Annotated in this window: 14 protein-coding genes; 4 read left to right on the forward strand and 10 right to left on the reverse strand. The window is 64.8% G+C overall.

Features of this window, described 5'->3' with window-relative positions:
• The first annotated feature begins 199 nt into the window (after positions 1-199).
• The 4 genes from fabA to V5279_RS00875 all read left to right on the forward strand — a co-directional run bounded on the left by fabA (position 200) and on the right by V5279_RS00875 (position 4438).
• Positions 200-721 (forward strand): bifunctional 3-hydroxydecanoyl-ACP dehydratase/trans-2-decenoyl-ACP isomerase, encoded by a 522-nt coding sequence (fabA, locus tag V5279_RS00860; protein ID WP_166300013.1) that lies wholly within the window; start codon positions 200-202, stop codon positions 719-721.
• A gap of 43 nt (positions 722-764) precedes the next feature.
• Entirely contained in the window at positions 765-1988 is a 1224-nt protein-coding gene (fabB, locus tag V5279_RS00865) for a beta-ketoacyl-ACP synthase I (RefSeq protein ID WP_338694279.1), read from the forward strand.
• A gap of 66 nt (positions 1989-2054) precedes the next feature.
• Entirely contained in the window at positions 2055-3227 is a 1173-nt protein-coding gene (gene fabV / locus V5279_RS00870) for an enoyl-ACP reductase FabV (RefSeq protein WP_338694281.1), read from the forward strand.
• Between the two features lie 176 nt (positions 3228-3403).
• The gene (locus tag V5279_RS00875) at positions 3404-4438 is read left to right on the forward strand and encodes an IS110 family transposase (RefSeq protein WP_166294930.1); all 1035 of its coding nucleotides are present in this window, start codon (positions 3404-3406) and stop codon (positions 4436-4438) included.
• Between the two features lie 344 nt (positions 4439-4782).
• Here the strand turns inward: V5279_RS00875 and V5279_RS00880 are convergent, their stop codons facing one another.
• The 10 genes from V5279_RS00880 to nusA form a co-directional block, all read right to left on the reverse strand.
• Positions 4783-5379, reverse strand: coding sequence for a glutathione S-transferase family protein (locus V5279_RS00880; protein ID WP_338701768.1), 597 nt, complete (start codon positions 5377-5379; stop codon positions 4783-4785).
• A 174-nt stretch (positions 5380-5553) separates the two neighbouring features.
• A complete protein-coding gene (locus tag V5279_RS00885; protein ID WP_338694283.1) occupies positions 5554-6006 on the reverse strand; it encodes a GNAT family N-acetyltransferase in 453 nt (150 codons plus the stop codon).
• 125 nt (positions 6007-6131) lie between these two features.
• Positions 6132-6866, reverse strand: coding sequence for a superoxide dismutase (locus tag V5279_RS00890; protein ID WP_338694284.1), 735 nt, complete (start codon positions 6864-6866; stop codon positions 6132-6134).
• Between the two features lie 202 nt (positions 6867-7068).
• The gene (gene pnp, locus V5279_RS00895; protein ID WP_166300003.1) at positions 7069-9225 is read right to left on the reverse strand and encodes a polyribonucleotide nucleotidyltransferase; all 2157 of its coding nucleotides are present in this window, start codon (positions 9223-9225) and stop codon (positions 7069-7071) included.
• Positions 9226-9542: 317 nt separating this feature from the next.
• Entirely contained in the window at positions 9543-9812 is a 270-nt protein-coding gene (rpsO, locus tag V5279_RS00900) for a 30S ribosomal protein S15 (RefSeq protein ID WP_016844725.1), read from the reverse strand.
• A gap of 2 nt (positions 9813-9814) precedes the next feature.
• Positions 9815-10924 (reverse strand): tRNA pseudouridine(55) synthase TruB, encoded by a 1110-nt coding sequence (truB, locus tag V5279_RS00905; protein ID WP_338694285.1) that lies wholly within the window; start codon positions 10922-10924, stop codon positions 9815-9817.
• Positions 10924-11334, reverse strand: a complete 411-nt coding sequence (gene rbfA / locus V5279_RS00910; RefSeq protein ID WP_029082439.1) for a 30S ribosome-binding factor RbfA — start codon at positions 11332-11334, stop codon at positions 10924-10926. Before rbfA ends, truB begins: the two co-directional genes overlap by 1 nt.
• A gap of 174 nt (positions 11335-11508) precedes the next feature.
• Positions 11509-14202, reverse strand: coding sequence for a translation initiation factor IF-2 (gene infB / locus V5279_RS00915; protein ID WP_166299999.1), 2694 nt, complete (start codon positions 14200-14202; stop codon positions 11509-11511).
• A 106-nt stretch (positions 14203-14308) separates the two neighbouring features.
• Positions 14309-14995, reverse strand: a complete 687-nt coding sequence (locus V5279_RS00920; protein WP_338694286.1) for an RNA-binding protein — start codon at positions 14993-14995, stop codon at positions 14309-14311.
• A gap of 15 nt (positions 14996-15010) precedes the next feature.
• On the reverse strand, positions 15011-16627 hold the full coding sequence (nusA, locus tag V5279_RS00925; protein WP_166299995.1) for a transcription termination factor NusA: 1617 nt from the start codon (positions 16625-16627) through the stop codon (positions 15011-15013).

Raw genomic sequence — 16627 nt, forward strand, 5'->3', positions numbered from 1 at the left:
TCGGAATGCCGCTTTGCCGCCCAGTTAGCCCTATGTTAGAGAGCGCGCGGACCACATATGCGCTTTCGGCAGAGATAACAGGCCGGAAGCGTGCCCAGGTAGCGCCAAGATACGGGACAGGATATTTCCGGTTCCCGTGGGTAGATTTAAGGTCCGACCGGGCAAAAGCGCTTCATCGGGACATGAGAGGTGGAAGAGGATGCTGGATCGGCGCGGCGGTTACGAATACGAGGATTTGCTGGCTTGCGGGCGGGGCGAGCTTTTCGGTCCCGGCAACGCCCAGTTGCCGCTGCCGCCGATGCTGATGTTCGACCGCATCAGCGATATCTCGCAAACCGGCGGTGAGTACGGCAAGGGGCTGGTGCGCGCCGAGCTCGAAGTGAAACCGGATCTCTGGTTCTTCGGCTGCCATTTCAAGAACGATCCGGTGATGCCGGGCTGCCTCGGCCTCGATGCCATGTGGCAAATGGTCGGCTTTTACCTCGGGTGGATCGGTGGCGAAGGTCGTGGCCGCGCGCTCGGCCTCGGCGAGCTGAAGTTCTCCGGACAGGTGCTGCCGCAAGCGCGCAAGGTTGTGTACAACATCGACATCAAGCGCGTGATGCGGTCAAAGCTCGTGCTTGGAATTGCCGACGGGTGGCTTTCCATGGACGACGAGATTATCTATCGCGCCAAGGACTTGAAGGTCGGGTTGTTCAAGCAGGGCACGGCGCCATCTTGAGCACGATCATCATGCGGCAACATAAAGGCAGGGCGAGGCGAACATGAGGCGGGTTGTCATCACGGGGATGGGGATTGTCTCATCCATCGGTAACAACACCCAGGAAGTGCTTGCGAGCCTCTACGAGGCAAAGTCGGGCATTTCGCGTGCGGAGAAGGCCGCGGAGCTCGGCTTCCGTTCGCAGGTGCACGGTGCGCCGACACTTAATCCCGCAGAGGTGATCGATCGCCGCGCGATGCGGTTCCTTGCCGAAGGTGCGGCCTGGAATCACGTCGCGATGGAGCAGGCGATCCGGGACGCCGGCCTCGAGGAGAACCAAGTCTCGAACATCCGCACCGGCATCATCATGGGATCCGGTGGGCCGTCGACACGCACGCTGGTGGAAGCCGCCGATATCGCGCGCGCCAAGGGCCCGAAGCGCGTCGGACCGTTTGCGGTGCCGAAGGGCATGTCCTCGACCGCGTCGGCGACGCTCGCGACCTGGTTCAAGATCAAGGGCGTGAACTACTCGATCTCCTCGGCCTGCGCGACGTCGAACCACTGCATCGGCAACGCCTATGAGACGATCCAGATCGGCAAGCAGGACATCATCTTCGCCGGCGGCTGCGAGGAACTCGACTGGACGCTGTCGGTGCTGTTCGACGCCATGGGCGCAATGTCCTCGAAATACAACGACACACCGGCCACCGCGTCGCGTCCCTACGACATCAGCCGCGACGGTTTCGTGATCGCCGGCGGCGCCGGCGTCGTGGTGCTGGAAGAGCTCGAGCACGCCAAGGCGCGCGGCGCGCGTATCTATGGTGAGGTCGTCGGCTACGGCGCGACCTCGGACGGTTACGACATGGTGGCGCCGTCGGGCGAGGGCGCCGAGCGCTGCATGCGCATGGCGATGTCGACGGTGGACACGCCGGTCGATTACATCAATCCGCACGCCACCTCGACGCCGGCCGGCGATCCGCCGGAGATCGAGGCGATCCGCAAGGTGTTCGGCAGCGGCGACAAGTGCCCGCCGATCTCTGCGACCAAGGCGCTAACCGGGCACTCGCTCGGTGCCACCGGCGTGCAGGAGGCGATCTACTCGCTGCTGATGCTGAACAACGGCTTCATCTGCGAAAGCGCGCACATCACCGAGCTCGATCCGGTGTTTGCCGATATGCCGATCGTGCGCAAGCGCATCGACAACGCCAAGCTCACGACCGTGCTGTCGAATTCGTTCGGCTTCGGCGGCACCAACGCCACGCTGGTGTTCAGGCGGCTTGATGCGTGATTTCGCCTCTCCTTGCTTGCTGAGGGAGCGAATGGGGACATTGCAACGATCCGGAATGGGGTGGGAATGATTATCGAACCGCGCGTGCGAGGCTTCATCTGCACGACGGCACATCCCGTCGGCTGCGCCACCAATGTTCGCGAGCAGATCGCCTACGTTCTCCGCCAGGGCCCGGTCGCGGACTGCCCCAAGCGCGTCGCCGTGCTCGGCTGTTCGACGGGCTACGGTCTCGCCAGCCGCATCGTTGCGACCTTCGCCGGCGGCGCCGACAGCATCGGCGTGTCGCTGGAGCGCGAGCCTTCGGAAAAGAGAACCGCCAGCGCTGGCTGGTACAACAACCGCGCCTTCGAGATCGAGGCCGAGAAGATCGGACGGTCTCCGCTCACGCTGGAGGGCGATGCCTTCTCCGACGAGCTGAAGCAGAGCTTCATCGAGCGTGTGCGCGAAAAATTCGGTCAGCTCGACCTGCTGGTCTACAGCATGGCGGCTCCCGCCAGGACCGATCCCGACACCGGCAAGACCTATCGCTCGGTCATCAAGCCGCTTGGCGCCCCCGTCGAGATCAAGACCCTCGACACCGAGACCGGCGAGGTCTTCCAGACCACCTTGGAGCCAGCGAGCGAGGATCAAACCGCGTCCACGGTCGCAGTGATGGGTGGCGACGACTGGAAGCGCTGGATCGATCAGCTCGCGGATGCCGGCGTGCTGGCGCCGGGCTTCCGCACGCTCAACTACACCTATATCGGCAGCGAACTGACCTGGCCGATCTACTGGAACGGCACGCTCGGCCGCGCCAAGGTCGACCTCGACCGCAAGGCGGAAGCGATCCGGGGCCGGCTCGGTCCGGACGCGGCCCGCGTCGTCGCGCTGAAGGCCGTGGTCACCCAGGCGAGCTCGGCCATTCCGGTGGTGCCGCTCTATGGCACGGTGCTGTTCAAGGTCATGAAGCAACTCGGGCTGCATGAGGGCTGCATCGAGCAGATCGACCGCCTGTTCCGCACGCGCCTTGGCAAGGGCGTGGAGCTTGATAACGAGCAGCGCATCAGGGTCGACGACTGGGAGCTTTCGCCCGAGGTGCAGGCCGAGGTGTCGCGGCGCTGGCCGCTGCTCACCACCGAGACGCTCGGCGAACTGGCCGATCTCGGAGAATACAAGAACCAGTTCCTCCGCCTGTTCGGCTTCGGCATCGACGGCGTCGACTACACGCAGGACGTCGATCCCCGCGTCGTGCCAGCGTAGGCCAGCCGGAAGTCACTTCGTAGATGGGGTAACGGGCCGGCCGCCCGCTCGCTACGGCGCGATTTGGAAGCGCGCTCGCGAGCGGCCTGTTGGTTGGAAGGCGGTCGTCCCTCAAACTGATGGTGTCAATAAACGGAGTCGGGCAAGCCCGCTCCAAGCATCATTAAGGGACGACCATGTACCACTATGCAGGAATCGACGTGTCTTTGGAATGCTCGAGCGTCTGCCTTGTCGATGGGACAGGTAAGATTTTGCGCGAGGCGAGGGTTGCGAGTGAGCCGGAGGCCTTGATCACCTGGTTGCGGTCGCTGGGGTTGGTGCTGGAACGGATCGGGCTGGAGGCTGGTCCGCTGTCGCAATGGCTCTACGCAGCGATGCGGGATGCGGGCCTGGCAGTCGAACTGTTGGAGACGCGGCACGTCCGCGATGCCTTCAAGGCGATGCCGGTGAAGTCGGACCGCAACGATGCCCGCGGGATCGCGCAACTGATGCGGCTGGGCTGGTTCCGGCCGGTGCACTGCAAGTCGATCGAAGCGCAGGAGACGCGGGCGGTTCTGACGGCACGCAAGCTGCTGCAGTCCAAGCTGCGCGACATCGAGAACAGCCTGCGCGGCGTGCTCCGCGGCTTCGGTCTGAAGGTCGGCACGACCACCGAGCGCACGTTCGCCGAACGCATCCGGGAGCTCGTAGCGGGCCATCCCGGACTTGAGATCGTGGCACAGGCGCTGCTCGAAGCCCACGCCGTGCTGCGGCGCGAGTTCAATGGCCTGGATAAGCACACCCAAAAGCTCGCCAGGTCGCACCCTCAAGCCCGCCTCCTGATGACGACACCGTCCGTCGGCCCGATCGTGGCGCTTACCTACGCCTCGGCGGTCGACGACCCGAAGCGCTTCCGGTCCTCGAAGGCGACGGGAGCGCATTTTGGCCTCACCCCGAAGAAGTACCAATCGGGCGAAACCGACTATACCGGCCGCATCAGCAAGATCGGCGATGCCTCCGTGCGCGAGGCGCTCTATCAGGCGGCTCACGTCATGCTGACCAAGCCGGTCAGGAACTGCTCGGCGCTGAAAGGCTGGGCGATGCGGATCGCCCGGCGCGCAGGCCTGCGCAAGGCCAAGGTGGCGCTCGCACGCAAGCTCGCCGTCGTTCTGCATCGCATGCTCGCCGACGCCAAACCGTTCAACCCGATGGCCAAGGCCTCGGCAACCTAAGCAAGGAGCAGCAATCGGTTCTGGGCGGGCCACGACACCAGGCTCTCCCTGAGCGAGGTCCCTGCGCCGGGACGATGGATCCGGTCAGGCCGCCATCCGGGAAGTGGCTCACAACCACGCTTCCGTAGATTGGCCGGCCGGCTCCTCAATGCACCCCATCAGGCGACGGCCTTCGCGCCGATCCCGTACAGAAGCAAGTGCCCGGCGAGTGGATCACGCAAAAAGGGATTGACTTACAAAGGCCCGTTACAGAAGCCCGGATGAAGCGAAGCGAAATCCGGGGCTGCTCCCTCCACCTCTACACTGATCCCGGATTGCGCTTCGCTTCATCCGGGCTACATGCCTCACCCCGCCGCGATCCTCTCCGCGCGCCGGAACGCCGGTCGCGCCACGCAGCGCTCGATATAGGCGTCGAAGGACGGCCGCGGCGGCACCATCTTGAACACGCGCACCGCAAAATTCAGCCCCGCGCCGATCGCGATGTCGGCGGCGGAAAACTGATCGCCGAGAATCCACGGCCCCTTTTGCAGCTCGGCGTCGAGCACGTCGAACACCTGCGCCGCGCTGCCCCAGGATGCGGTGCTGCTCGGCACTTCCAACTTGGTGAAGAGCTGGATCAGCGCCGGCTCGATGCAGCTCGGCGAGAAGAACAGCCACTGCAGATAGCGTGCGCGCTTCGGATCCGTCGTTGCCGGCGCGAGCTTTGTCTCCGGATAGCGGTCGGCGATATAGGCGCAGATCGCCGCCGCCTCGGCGAGTTGCGCGTCGCCGTCGGTCAGCGCCGGCACCTTGCCCATCGGGTTGATCTTGAGGAAGTCCGGCGACTTCCGCGCGCCGGTGCTGATATCGGTCAGCACCCGTTCGTAAGCGAGGCCGGATTCCTCCAGCAGCCAGATGGCGGAGAACGAGCGCGAGCGCGGCGACCAGTACAGCTTGATCATGGTGCTTGAGCCTTTCATCGCGTGGTCGGACAGCGGCCATTCATCGCGCGTCTGGCTCAGATTGGCAACGCACGAGACATGGGATCGATCGCGCGGCTTCTGACCAATATATTGGTCAACCTCGCTGGCTGCGACCGATTGATCGGCTCGCAGGCCGCATCAAGGTTCCGCGCACTACGCTCCCTTCCACCGATAGTGCTTCATCATGAAACCGGTCGCCGGATTGGGCTCCTCCTTCTCGAACACAAAGCCCTCGCGCTCGTACCAGCGCCAGGCCTTGTCGTTCTCGCGGACGCATTTCAGCCAGATCTCGTCGGGCAATTGCTTGCGGGTGAAGGCGAGCAAATGGCGCCCCAGGTTGCGGCCTTGATGGCTTGGCGCGACCATCAGCTGGTCGAGCAGCAAGGTCGGCAGATGCAGCGCCAGCATCGCGGCGATGGTGCCGCGATCGTCGGCGACGAACAGGCTCCAGCCATTGTCGATCTCGCGGCGCAGGCGCGCGCGCAGATCGCTCAACAGGCTATCGCTCCGTGGTGTGAGCCCGGTCGAGGTCCAGCTCTCCATCCAGATGCGCGCGATCTCGTCATATTCGCCGGGGCGGCCGGGGCGGATGGTCGGCAGCGTCATCGTCGGTTTCTCCGGGCGCATAGCCGGGTCTTCCCAAGAAGAAGGCCCCACAAGAAAGCCCCACGAGCGTCTCGCGGGGCTTTCAAATCTAGCGCGGCCGCTTGTGGCCAGCGAGCCTTAGCGGCTCATACCCCGAGCGTGCCGGCCTTTGCTGCCGCATAGCGCTCGGCCACGGCCTTCCAGTTCACCGTGTTCCACCACGCCTTGAGGTAATCGGGCCGGCGGTTCTGATAGGTCAGATAATAGGCGTGCTCCCAGACGTCGTTGCCGAGCAGCGCGCGCTTGCCGTCCATGATCGGGTTGTCCTGGTTCGGCCGCGTCTCGATCGCGAGCTTGCCGTCCCTGGTCACGGTGACGAACACCCAGCCGGAGCCGAACACGCGCCCGCCCGCGGCATTGAAATCGGTCTGGAATTTCTCCATGCCGCCGAGGTCGCGGTCGATCGCGGCGAGCACTTCGCCGTCAGCCTTGCCGCCGTTCGGTCCCATGATCTGCCAGAACATCGTGTGGTTGGCGTGGCCGCCCATGTTGTTGCGGACACCGGTGCGGATCGTGTCCGGCACATTGCCGAGATTGGCGAGCACGTCGGTGAGCGGCTTCTCCGCGATCTGCGGATTGTCCTTGACGAAATTGTTGAGGTTGGTGACGTAGGCCTGGTGATGCCGGTCGTGATGGATTTCCATCGTCCTGGCGTCGATATGCGGCTCCAGCGCATTGGTCGGGTAGGTCAGCGGATCGATCTTGAACGGCCCGCTGGGCGCTTGCGCCGCGGCCTGTGCGAACGCTGTGCGCGACGAGGCGGCGGCCGCGGCGATGCCGGTCGCTGCGATGATCAGATGGCGTCGGGACATCAAGGGCATCGTGAATCTCCGTGCTGGGAAGGCGCCCCGATATTAGGCGCAAGTTGTGAACGGGTTCCAGCAATGTCGGTCACAATGCCGGGTCAAAACCGCGCATTGCGATCAGCGGAGATTGATTTGCGTCCGATCTCCACAAACTAAAAAGGGCGGCCACCGGGCCGCCCTTTTTGTCACAGTCGATTTGGTAACAATTTGCCTTGGCTTACTCGCCGGCGGCTTCGCGCGGCGCCGGTGCGTCGGGCTTCTGCTTGGCCTCGAGGTCCTCGCCGGTCTCCTGGTCGACCGCCTTCATCGACAGGCGGGTCTTGCCGCGATCGTCGAAGCCGAGCAGCTTGACCTTGACCTTGTCGCCTTCCTTGACGACGTCCGAGGTCTTCTGCACGCGGTTGGCGGCGAGCTGGCTGATGTGGACGAGGCCGTCCTTCGCGCCGAAGAAGTTCACGAACGCGCCGAACTCCATCACCTTGACGACGGTGCCCTCGTAGATCTGGCCGATCTCCGGATCGGAGGCGATCGACTTGATCCACTTGATCGCGGCCTTCATCGCCTCGCCGTCGTTGGAGGCGACCTTCACGGTGCCGTCGTCCTCGATGTTGACCTTGGCGCCGGTCTTCTCGACGATCTCGCGGATCACCTTGCCGCCGGTGCCGATCACTTCGCGGATCTTGTCGGTGGCGATCTTGAAGGTCTCGATGCGCGGTGCGTATTCGCCGAGTTCGGCGCGCGCCGCGGTCAGGGCCTTGGCCATCTCGCCGAGGATGTGGATGCGCCCATCCTTGGCCTGGCCAAGCGCAACTTTCATGATTTCCTCGGTGATGCCCTCGATCTTGATGTCCATCTGGAGCGAGGTGATGCCCTGGTCGGTGCCGGCGACCTTGAAGTCCATGTCGCCGAGATGATCCTCGTCACCGAGGATGTCTGACAGCACCGCGAAGCGCTGACCTTCGAGGATCAGGCCCATGGCAATACCGGCCGTCGGCCGCTTCAGCGGCACGCCGGCGTCCATCAGCGACAGCGAGGCGCCGCAAACCGAGGCCATCGAGGACGAGCCGTTCGATTCGGTGATCTCGGAGACCACGCGGATCGTGTACGGGAACTCGTGATGCGGCGGCAGCACCGGGTGGATCGCGCGCCAGGCGAGCTTGCCGTGGCCGATCTCGCGGCGCTTGGTGCCGCCGAGGCGACCGGTTTCACCGACCGAGTAGGGCGGGAAGTTGTAGTGCAGCAGGAACGTTTCCTTGTACGTCCCCGACAGCGCGTCGATGTACTGCTCGTCCTCGCCGGTGCCGAGCGTGGTCACGACCATCGCCTGGGTCTCACCGCGGGTGAACAGCGCCGAGCCGTGGGCGCGCGGCAGCACGCCGGCTTCGGCAACGATGTTGCGCACGGTCTTGGCGTCGCGGCCGTCGATGCGCTTGCCGGTGTCGAGGATGTTCCAGCGGACGATCTTGGCTTCCAGTTCCTTGAAGACGCCGGCGACGCGGAGCTTGTCGTATTTCGGCTCCTGGCCTTCCGGGAAGAAGTGCGCCAGCACCTTCTCCTTGACGGCGCCAACTGCGGCATAGCGTTCCTGCTTGACCGGGATCGCATAGGCCTTGCGCAGCTCCTGCTCGGCAATGCCGAGCATTTCCTTCTCGATCTCCGAATTGTCGATCGTGGTGACTTCGCGCGGCTCCTTGGCGGCCTTCTCGGCGAGCTCGATGATCGCGTTGATCACCGGCTGGAAGTGGCGGTGGCCGAACATGACCGCGCCGAGCATCACGTCTTCGTTGAGCTCCTTGGCTTCCGATTCCACCATCAGCACGGCGTCGGCGGTGCCGGCGACGACCAGGTCGAGCTGGGTCTCGGTCATCTCGTCGAGCGTCGGGTTGAGCACGTATTCGTCATTGGCGAATCCGACGCGTGCGGCGCCGATCGGGCCCTTGAACGGCGCGCCCGACAGCGTCAGGGCGGCGGAGGCAGCCACCAGCGACACGATGTCCGGATCGTTCTCCATGTCGTGCGACAGGACGGTGACGATCACCTGGGTCTCGTTGCGCCAGCCGTCGACGAACAGCGGACGGATCGGGCGGTCGATCAGGCGGGAGACCAGTGTCTCCTTCTCGGTCGGACGGCCCTCGCGCTTGAAATAGCCGCCGGGAATGCGGCCCGCGGCGTAGGTCTTCTCCTGGTAGTCGACGGTGAGCGGCAGGAAGTCGACGCCTTCGCGCGGCGACTTCGCCGCGACGACGGTGGCGAGCACCACGGTCTCGCCGTAGGTCGCCAGCACGGCGCCGTCGGCCTGGCGGGCGATCTTGCCGGTTTCTAGTTTAAGGGGACGTCCACCCCAGTCGATTTCGACGGAATGCGAATTGAACATTTCGGTTTTCTTTCATGGTTTCACGAAAGCACGGCGCCCTGAAACACAAAGACCATGCCAAGACGGCGAGACACTGATGCGCTGTCGCGACCAGTATCCGGCGATCCTGCCATGGTCCGTGGATTTCGGATGGCGTCCATCCTTTCGGTCATCTGGGCATCTTGCCCGGTCCAGCGGCCGGATTGCTGCTGAACGCTAGTGTGCATGGCGCGATTGCCATGCTGGTGCGCATGATCATCTTTCGACAATTCGAAAGCCCGAGTTCACGGACGATCATGCGAAAACGCGCGCGAACCCCGCGCGCGTGCTTCTCAAAATCAACGACGGATGTTGTGCTTCTCAAGCAGCGCCTTGTAGCGCGCCTCGTCCTTGCGCTTGATGTAGTCGAGCAGGGAGCGACGCGTCGACACGAGCTTCAGGAGGCCGCGGCGTGAATGGTTGTCCTTCACATGGCTCTTGAAGTGCTCGGTGAGGTTATTGATGCGTTCCGACAGGATCGCGACCTGAACCTCGGGCGAGCCGGTGTCGCCGGCTTTGTTGGCATTCGTCTTGATGACTTCCGCTTTGCGTTCCGCGGTAATCGACATCGTCAGTTACTTTCATTGTTGCGAGCCGGACTGGCGGTCAGTCCGTTCAGGTTGAACACGCGCTTGGGGATGAGTTCGCCATTGCCAATTTCGGCAAGCGCGAGAAGTCGGCCTGCCACCGTGACATAGACTGTGCCGCTAGTATTGGGCGCATCCCGTCCGCGCAACAAAACGGCCTGGCCCCTGTGGAGCCTTGCCGCATCAGCCCGTGTGACGGCCAGTGCCGGGATGTCGTCCAGCGCGGTCTCAACGGGCAAAAGCGCGTCGGCGAGGCTGCCCTCGCCAGACGCGGCTCTATTGCACAAAGCCTCCAACTGTTCCAGCGGAATCATGTCCGCTTCGGTAAACGGACCGACCAGGGTCCGCCGCAGCGCGCAGATATGGCCGAAACAGCCCAGAATCCGGCCCATATCGCGGGCCAGGGCCCGGACATAGGTTCCCTTGCCGCACTCGGCCTCGAACACGGACTGGCCGTTATCTCCATGTTCCACAAGGGTTAATTCGTGAATCTCGACCGGGCGGGGCTTCAGGTCCACGGTCTCGCCGTCGCGCGCCAGATCATAGGCGCGCTCGCCCTGCACCTTGATCGCCGAATATTGCGGCGGGATCTGCTCGATCACCCCGGTGAAGCGCGGCAGCAGGTTCCGGATCGAATCGGCAGTCGGCCGGCTCTCGCTGGTCCTGACGGCTCGTCCCTCGGTGTCGTCGGTGTCGCGTTCCTCGCCCCAGCACACCGTGAAGCGGTAGCGCTTGCGGCCGTCCATCACGAACGGTACGGTCTTGGTGGCCTCGCCGAGCGCGATCGGCAGCCCGCCGGAGGCGAGCGGGTCGAGCGTGCCGGCATGGCCGGCGCGCTTGGCCTGGAACAGGCGCTTGAGCACGGCGACCGCCTGCGTCGAGGTCATGCCGATCGGCTTGTCGAGCACCACCCAGCCATGGACGTCGCGCTTGTCGCGGCGCGGCTGCTGGTTCTGCTTGCCCTGCCTCTGGCGCGGGTCGTTGTTGGTGCGGCGCGGCTCGTCGCTGCACTGCCCGGCAAAACCATCCCGCTCAGCGTCGCGCGCGTCGGAATCCTTCGCGTCGGCAACGCTGTTGGTCGTCATCACAGTCATCACTCGTCGTCCGAATCGGGTGCAAGGTCTCGCTGCACCGCAGGTGTTCGCAATAGTTTCTCGATGCGTTCCGCCTCGTCGAACCGCTCATCGACGCGGAAGCGAATGTCGGGTGAAAATTTCAGGTTGACGCGATGCGCGATCTCGCCGCGCAGGAACTTCTTGTTGCGCTCGAGCGCGGCGATCACCGTGTCGGTGTCGCGGCCGCCGAGCGGCATCACGTAGATCGTCGCGAGCTTCAGATCCGGCGACATTCGCACCTCGGGAACGGTGATGATGTGGCCTTCGAGATCGGGATCGTGAACCTCACCCTGCGACAGAATCTCGGCAACCGCATGGCGAACCGTTTCGCCGACGCGCAGTTGACGTTGTGAGCCGCCGGGGCTGGAACTCTTCTTTTGACGGGGCATGACCTTCTTCCAAAACCGTCGCGCCCGCAGGCCGTGGCCGCGGGCATCAATGTCTTAGCTTTGCTTTCAATCAGACAATGCGCGGGTGGCCGGACTAAAGTCCGGCCACGTCGTCGCATTTTCAGTTAAATGGACCCAACGCTTAGTAAGATCTGCGCTTCGTAAGATTTGGACTTACAGAGAGCGCTGGATCGTCTCGACGCGGTAACACTCGATCACGTCGCCGACACGCATGTCGCCGTAGTTCTCGAACGCCATGCCACATTCCTGGCCGGCGACCACTTCCTTCACTTCATCCTTGAAGCGCTTCAGCGTCGACAGTTTGCCTTCGTGCACCACGACGTTGTCGCGGATCAGGCGCACATTGGCGCCGCGTTCCACGGTGCCGTCGGTGACGCGGCAACCTGCGACCTTGCCGACCTTGGAAATGTTGAACACTTCCAGGATCTGCGCGTTGCCCAGCATGGTTTCGCGCAGCGTGGGCGCGAGCAGGCCGGACATCGCCTTTTTGATGTCATCCACGAGGTCGTAGATGATGTTGTAGTAGCGGATCTCGATGCCGTTGCGCTTGGCCGCGGCCGCCGCTTCCTTATTGGCGCGGACCGAGAAGCCGATGATCGCGGCGTTGAAGCCTTCCGCCAGCGTGACGTCGGACTCCGAGATGCCGCCGACGCCGGCATGCAGGATGCGGGCGGCGACTTCGTCGGTGCCGAGCTTTTCCAGCGAGCCCAGGATCGCTTCCAGCGAGCCCTGCACGTCGGCCTTGACGATCAGCGGGAACTCCTTGCGGCCCGCGGTCTTGAGCTGCGACATCATCTGCTCGAGCGAGCCGCGCATGCCGGAGATCGAGGCCGCCGCATTCTCGCGCTTCTGGTGCGCGCGATAGCTCGTGACCTGGCGGGCGCGGGCTTCGTTCTCGACAACGGCGAGACGGTCGCCGGCTTCCGGCGGCCCGTTGAAGCCGAGCACCTCGACCGGCACGGACGGCCCGGCCTCGTCGAGATTCTCGCCCTGGTCGGAGATCAGTGCACGGACGCGGCCCATTTCGGCGCCGGCCACGATGATGTCGCCGATGCGCAGCGTGCCGCGCTGCACCAGCACGGTTGCGACCGGACCGCGGCCGCGATCGAGCTTGGCTTCGATCACGGTGCCTTCTGCCGGACGCTCCGAATTGGTCTTCAGGTCCAGGATTTCGGCCTGCAGCGCGATCATCTCGAGCAGCCGGTCGAGATTGGTCTTGTTCTTGGCCGAGACCTCGACGTCGACGACGTCGCCGCCGAGCGATTCGACCTGCACTTCATATTGCAGCAACTCGGTGCGGACGCGCTCGGGCCGTGCATCGGGCTTGTCGATCTTGTTGATCGCCACGATCATCGGCACCTTGGCCGCCTTGGCGTGGTTGATCGCCTCGATCGTCTGCGGCATCACGCCGTCATCGGCGGCGACCACCAGCACGACGATGTCGGTGACCTTGGCGCCGCGGGCGCGCATCGCGGTGAACGCGGCGTGGCCGGGCGTATCGATGAAGGTGATCTTCTTGCCGCTTTCCGGCGAAGTCACCTGATAGGCGCCGATATGCTGGGTGATGCCGCCGGCTTCGCCGGACACCACGTTGGCGTGGCGCAGCGCATCGAGCAGCGAGGTCTTGCCGTGGTCGACGTGGCCCATGACCGTGACCACGGGCGAACGCGGCTCGGTGTCGGTGGAATCGTCGACAACGTCGAACAGGCCTTCCTCGACGTCGGAGGCAGCGACGCGCTTGACGCTATGGCCGAGCTCCTCGGCAATCAGCTGCGCGGTGTCGGCATCGATCACGTCGGTGATCTTGTGCATCGCGCCCTGCTTCATCAGCATGCGGATGACGTCGACTGCGCGCTCCGACATCCGGTTGGCGAGTTCCTGAATCGCGATGGCTTCCGGGATAATGACTTCGCGGATCAGCTTTTCCTTCGGCTCGTTGGACGCGTGCCCCTTCAGACGCTGGGTACGGCGGCGGAACGAGGCGATCGAGCGCTCGCGCACGTCGTCGGCGTTGAGCGCGGTGGTCAAGGTGAGGCGGCCGCGCTCCTTCTGCGGAGCGGGTTTATGGGTCGTTTTCGGCGCGGCGACCGGACGCACGGCACCGCCGGGGCGGCGCACCATGCGCGGAGCTTCGTCTTCGTCCGCCTCGGCGGCAACCGCCGGGGGTCTCGGCGCGGAGGCAGGGGTACGCGTGGTCGTCGTGGTCGCCGGGCGGGCTGCCGGTGTCCGGGCTGCCGGCGCAGAAGACGCAGGTGCGGCTGCGGCGGGCCGGGCCGGAGCTGCGGCTGGCGCCGCGCCGGGCTTGGCCTCGCCCTCGCCGAAGCGGCGCTTGGCCTCGACTTCGGCCTTGCGCTTGGCCTCTTCCTCGTGGCGGTGGCGCTCCTCTTCCGCCTTGCGGCGGGCCTCGGCGGCTTCGCGCTCCGTCTTCTCGGCAGCCTCGCGGATGGCGCGGCGCTTGGCTTCCTCTTCGGCCTGGCGGCGTTCCTCGACATCGCGCTGCCGGGCGTCGGCAAGCGCATTGGCGCGCGCGGAACGCTCGTCCTCGGTCAAGGTCGGCAGCACCACGCCGGAGCGGGTGTTACGCTGCGGCGGGGCCGCGGGGCGGCCGAGCGGCGGCTTGGCGACAGGGGGCGCCGCAGGCTTTGCAACCACGGGTTCCGGCGCATGCGCCTCGCCCGGGCCGTCGCCACCGACGCGGCGCTTGCCGCGCTTCTCGACCACGACCTGCTTGGTCCGGCCGTGGCTGAAGCTCTGGCGCACGGTGCCCGTCTCGACGCGCGGCTTCAGCGACAACGTCTTGCTCGGGACACTCAGAGTCTTGTCGCCAGGGGTCTTGGTATCAACCATTCAGCAGTCCTAATCTCGTTTCGCTGTGCGTGTGCCGCACAAATCCTTCAACGTCGTCTTTTGCTGAGCATGATCCGGTCGGAAAGACGGCGTCCGCCTTCCCGGATCACGCTCTGGAATTTCTGGCCGCTTCGGCGGTCTTGTCGTCGTCGGCCATCCGGTATCGGACCAGCATCTGGCAGCGCGACAGGAACGTCTTGCTCGCCGGGCCCGCGAGCAGCGCAGCATGTATCACATTTGACCGCCCAAGTGCCAAATCCAATTCTTCCGACGTCAAAACATTGACGACGGGGATTACCGGCGATTCACCACGTTTTTCGCCCCTTTGCCGGACGATCGCGTCCAATTTGCGGATTCCGTCCGCGGCGCCGTCCGAAGCGTGGATCAGGGCTGCAGTTTCGTTCCGGTTGAGTGCGTCCTCGACCTTGCCGAAGCCCGAAACGACCTGACCGGCCTTGGCGGCCATCGCCAGGGCCTCGGTAACGCTGCGCACCAGGAGTGCATCGGTGTCGGTGGGAAGGGTCGGCGCAACGCGGACGTCGCGCTTGAATCCCTTGCTAAATTGGTGACGACGGACCGCTTCCGCAACGCTGCGCCGCGATGCGGACACCCACAATCCGCGGCCGGGCAGCTTGCGCTTGAGGTCCGGGATCACCTCGCCGGTGGGGGCGATGACGAACCGGATCAGCTCGTCGATCGGACGCACCTCGCGGCTGACCGCGCACATCCGCGTGGTCGCGGACTTCTGCGTCCGCGGTCCATCGTCGAGATCGGGGTCAGGCTGAGCCAGCATCCGTGGGCCATCTCCTTAGGTCGCCGCTTCTGCTTCGGCGGCCTCGGCCTCCTCAGCAGCAGGCTTGGCGAGGTCGGCCTCGGTGATCCAGCCGGCCTTCACGCGAGCCTGCATGATCATGGCCTCGGCCTCGTCGCGCGAGACCTCGATGCCATCGAGGAACCCGGCATGCTTGGTCGGCTCGCCGCCTTCCTTGCGCTCGGTCCAGCCGACCAGATCGTCGGTGGCGCAGCCGGCGAGGTCCTCGACGGTCTTCACGTCGTTCTCGCCGAGCTTCACGAGCATCTTCCCGGTCACGCCCGGCACGTCCTTCATGGCGTCCTCGACGCCGAGTTCCTTGCGCTTGGCTTCCAGTTCGGCCTCAAGCTGTTCCAGATATTCGCGGGCGCGGGTCTGCAACTCGGTGGCGGTCTCCTCGTCGAAACCTTCGATGCCGGCGAGTTCCTTGACGTCGACCAGCGCGAGTTCCTCGACCGAGGTGAAGCCTTCTGAAGCGAGCAGCTGGCCGACCACTTCGTCGACATTGAGCGCTTCCATGAACACGCGGGTCGAGTTCTCGAAGTCGGCCTGGCGGCGCTCCGACTCTTCCTGCTCGGTCAGGATGTCGATGTCCCAGCCGGTCAGCTGCGAGGCGAGGCGGACGTTCTGGCCGCGGCGGCCGATCGCCAGCGACAGCTGGTTGTTGGTGTCGGGAACCACGACCTCGATGCGCTCGCGGTCCTCGTCGATCACGACCTTGGCGACTTCGGCCGGCGCCAGCGCGTTGACCACGAAGGTCGCGATGTCGGGCGACCACGGGATGATGTCGATCTTCTCGCCCTGCAGCTCGTTCACCACGGCCTGCACGCGCGAGCCGCGCATGCCGACGCAGGCGCCGACCGGGTCGACCGAGGAATCGCGCGAGATCACGCCGATCTTGGCGCGCGAGCCCGGATCGCGGGCAACCGCCTTGATCTCGACGATGCCGTCATAGATTTCCGGCACTTCCTGCGCGAACAGCTTCGCCATGAACTGCGGATGGGTGCGCGACAGGAAGATCTGCGGACCGCGGGTCTCGCGGCGGACGTCGAAGATATAGGCGCGGACGCGGTCGCCGTTGCGGAACACTTCGCGCGGCAGCATCTCGTCGCGGCGCACGATCGCTTCGCCGCGGCCGAGGTCGACGATCACGCTGCCATATTCGACGCGCTTGACGATGCCGTTGACGATGTCGCCGATGCGGTCCTTGAATTCCTGGTACTGCCGGTCGCGCTCGGCCTCGCGCACCTTCTGCACGATCACCTGCTTGGCGGACTGCGCGGCGATGCGGCCATATTCCAGCGGCGGCAGCGTATCGGCGATGGTGTCGCCGACCTGGGCGCCTGGATTGGCGCGCTGCGCGTCGGCCAGCGAAATCTGGTTGGAGGAGTTTTCGACGATTTCGACCACCAGCATGTGGCGGGTCAGGCGAAGCTCGCCCTTCTTGGCGTCGATCTCCGCATGGACGTCGGTCTCGCTGCCGTAGCGGGCACGCGCGGCCTTGGCGATGGCGTCTTCCATCGCCGCGATCACGATGGAGCGGTCGATCGACTTTTCGCGCGCAACTGCGTCTGCGATCTGCAGCAGTTCGAGTTTGTTGGCGCTGACTGCCAT

The sequence above is a fragment of the Bradyrhizobium sp. 26S5 genome, assembly GCF_036923295.1.
GTDB classification, from domain to species: domain Bacteria; phylum Pseudomonadota; class Alphaproteobacteria; order Rhizobiales; family Xanthobacteraceae; genus Bradyrhizobium; species Bradyrhizobium septentrionale.

Coding starts and splice junctions, on each gene's coding strand:
- fabA (WP_166300013.1), top strand. CDS start 200: ATGCTGGATCGGCGCGGCGGTTACGAATACGAGGATTTGCTGGCTTGC.
- fabB (WP_338694279.1), top strand. CDS start 765: ATGAGGCGGGTTGTCATCACGGGGATGGGGATTGTCTCATCCATCGGT.
- fabV (WP_338694281.1), top strand. CDS start 2,055: ATGATTATCGAACCGCGCGTGCGAGGCTTCATCTGCACGACGGCACAT.
- V5279_RS00875 (WP_166294930.1), top strand. CDS start 3,404: ATGTACCACTATGCAGGAATCGACGTGTCTTTGGAATGCTCGAGCGTC.
- V5279_RS00880 (WP_338701768.1), bottom strand. CDS start 5,379: ATGATCAAGCTGTACTGGTCGCCGCGCTCGCGCTCGTTCTCCGCCATC.
- V5279_RS00885 (WP_338694283.1), bottom strand. CDS start 6,006: ATGACGCTGCCGACCATCCGCCCCGGCCGCCCCGGCGAATATGACGAG.
- V5279_RS00890 (WP_338694284.1), bottom strand. CDS start 6,866: ATGCCCTTGATGTCCCGACGCCATCTGATCATCGCAGCGACCGGCATC.
- pnp (WP_166300003.1), bottom strand. CDS start 9,225: ATGTTCAATTCGCATTCCGTCGAAATCGACTGGGGTGGACGTCCCCTT.
- rpsO (WP_016844725.1), bottom strand. CDS start 9,812: ATGTCGATTACCGCGGAACGCAAAGCGGAAGTCATCAAGACGAATGCC.
- truB (WP_338694285.1), bottom strand. CDS start 10,924: ATGACTGTGATGACGACCAACAGCGTTGCCGACGCGAAGGATTCCGAC.
- rbfA (WP_029082439.1), bottom strand. CDS start 11,334: ATGCCCCGTCAAAAGAAGAGTTCCAGCCCCGGCGGCTCACAACGTCAA.
- infB (WP_166299999.1), bottom strand. CDS start 14,202: ATGGTTGATACCAAGACCCCTGGCGACAAGACTCTGAGTGTCCCGAGC.
- V5279_RS00920 (WP_338694286.1), bottom strand. CDS start 14,995: ATGCTGGCTCAGCCTGACCCCGATCTCGACGATGGACCGCGGACGCAG.
- nusA (WP_166299995.1), bottom strand. CDS start 16,627: ATGGCAGTCAGCGCCAACAAACTCGAACTGCTGCAGATCGCAGACGCA.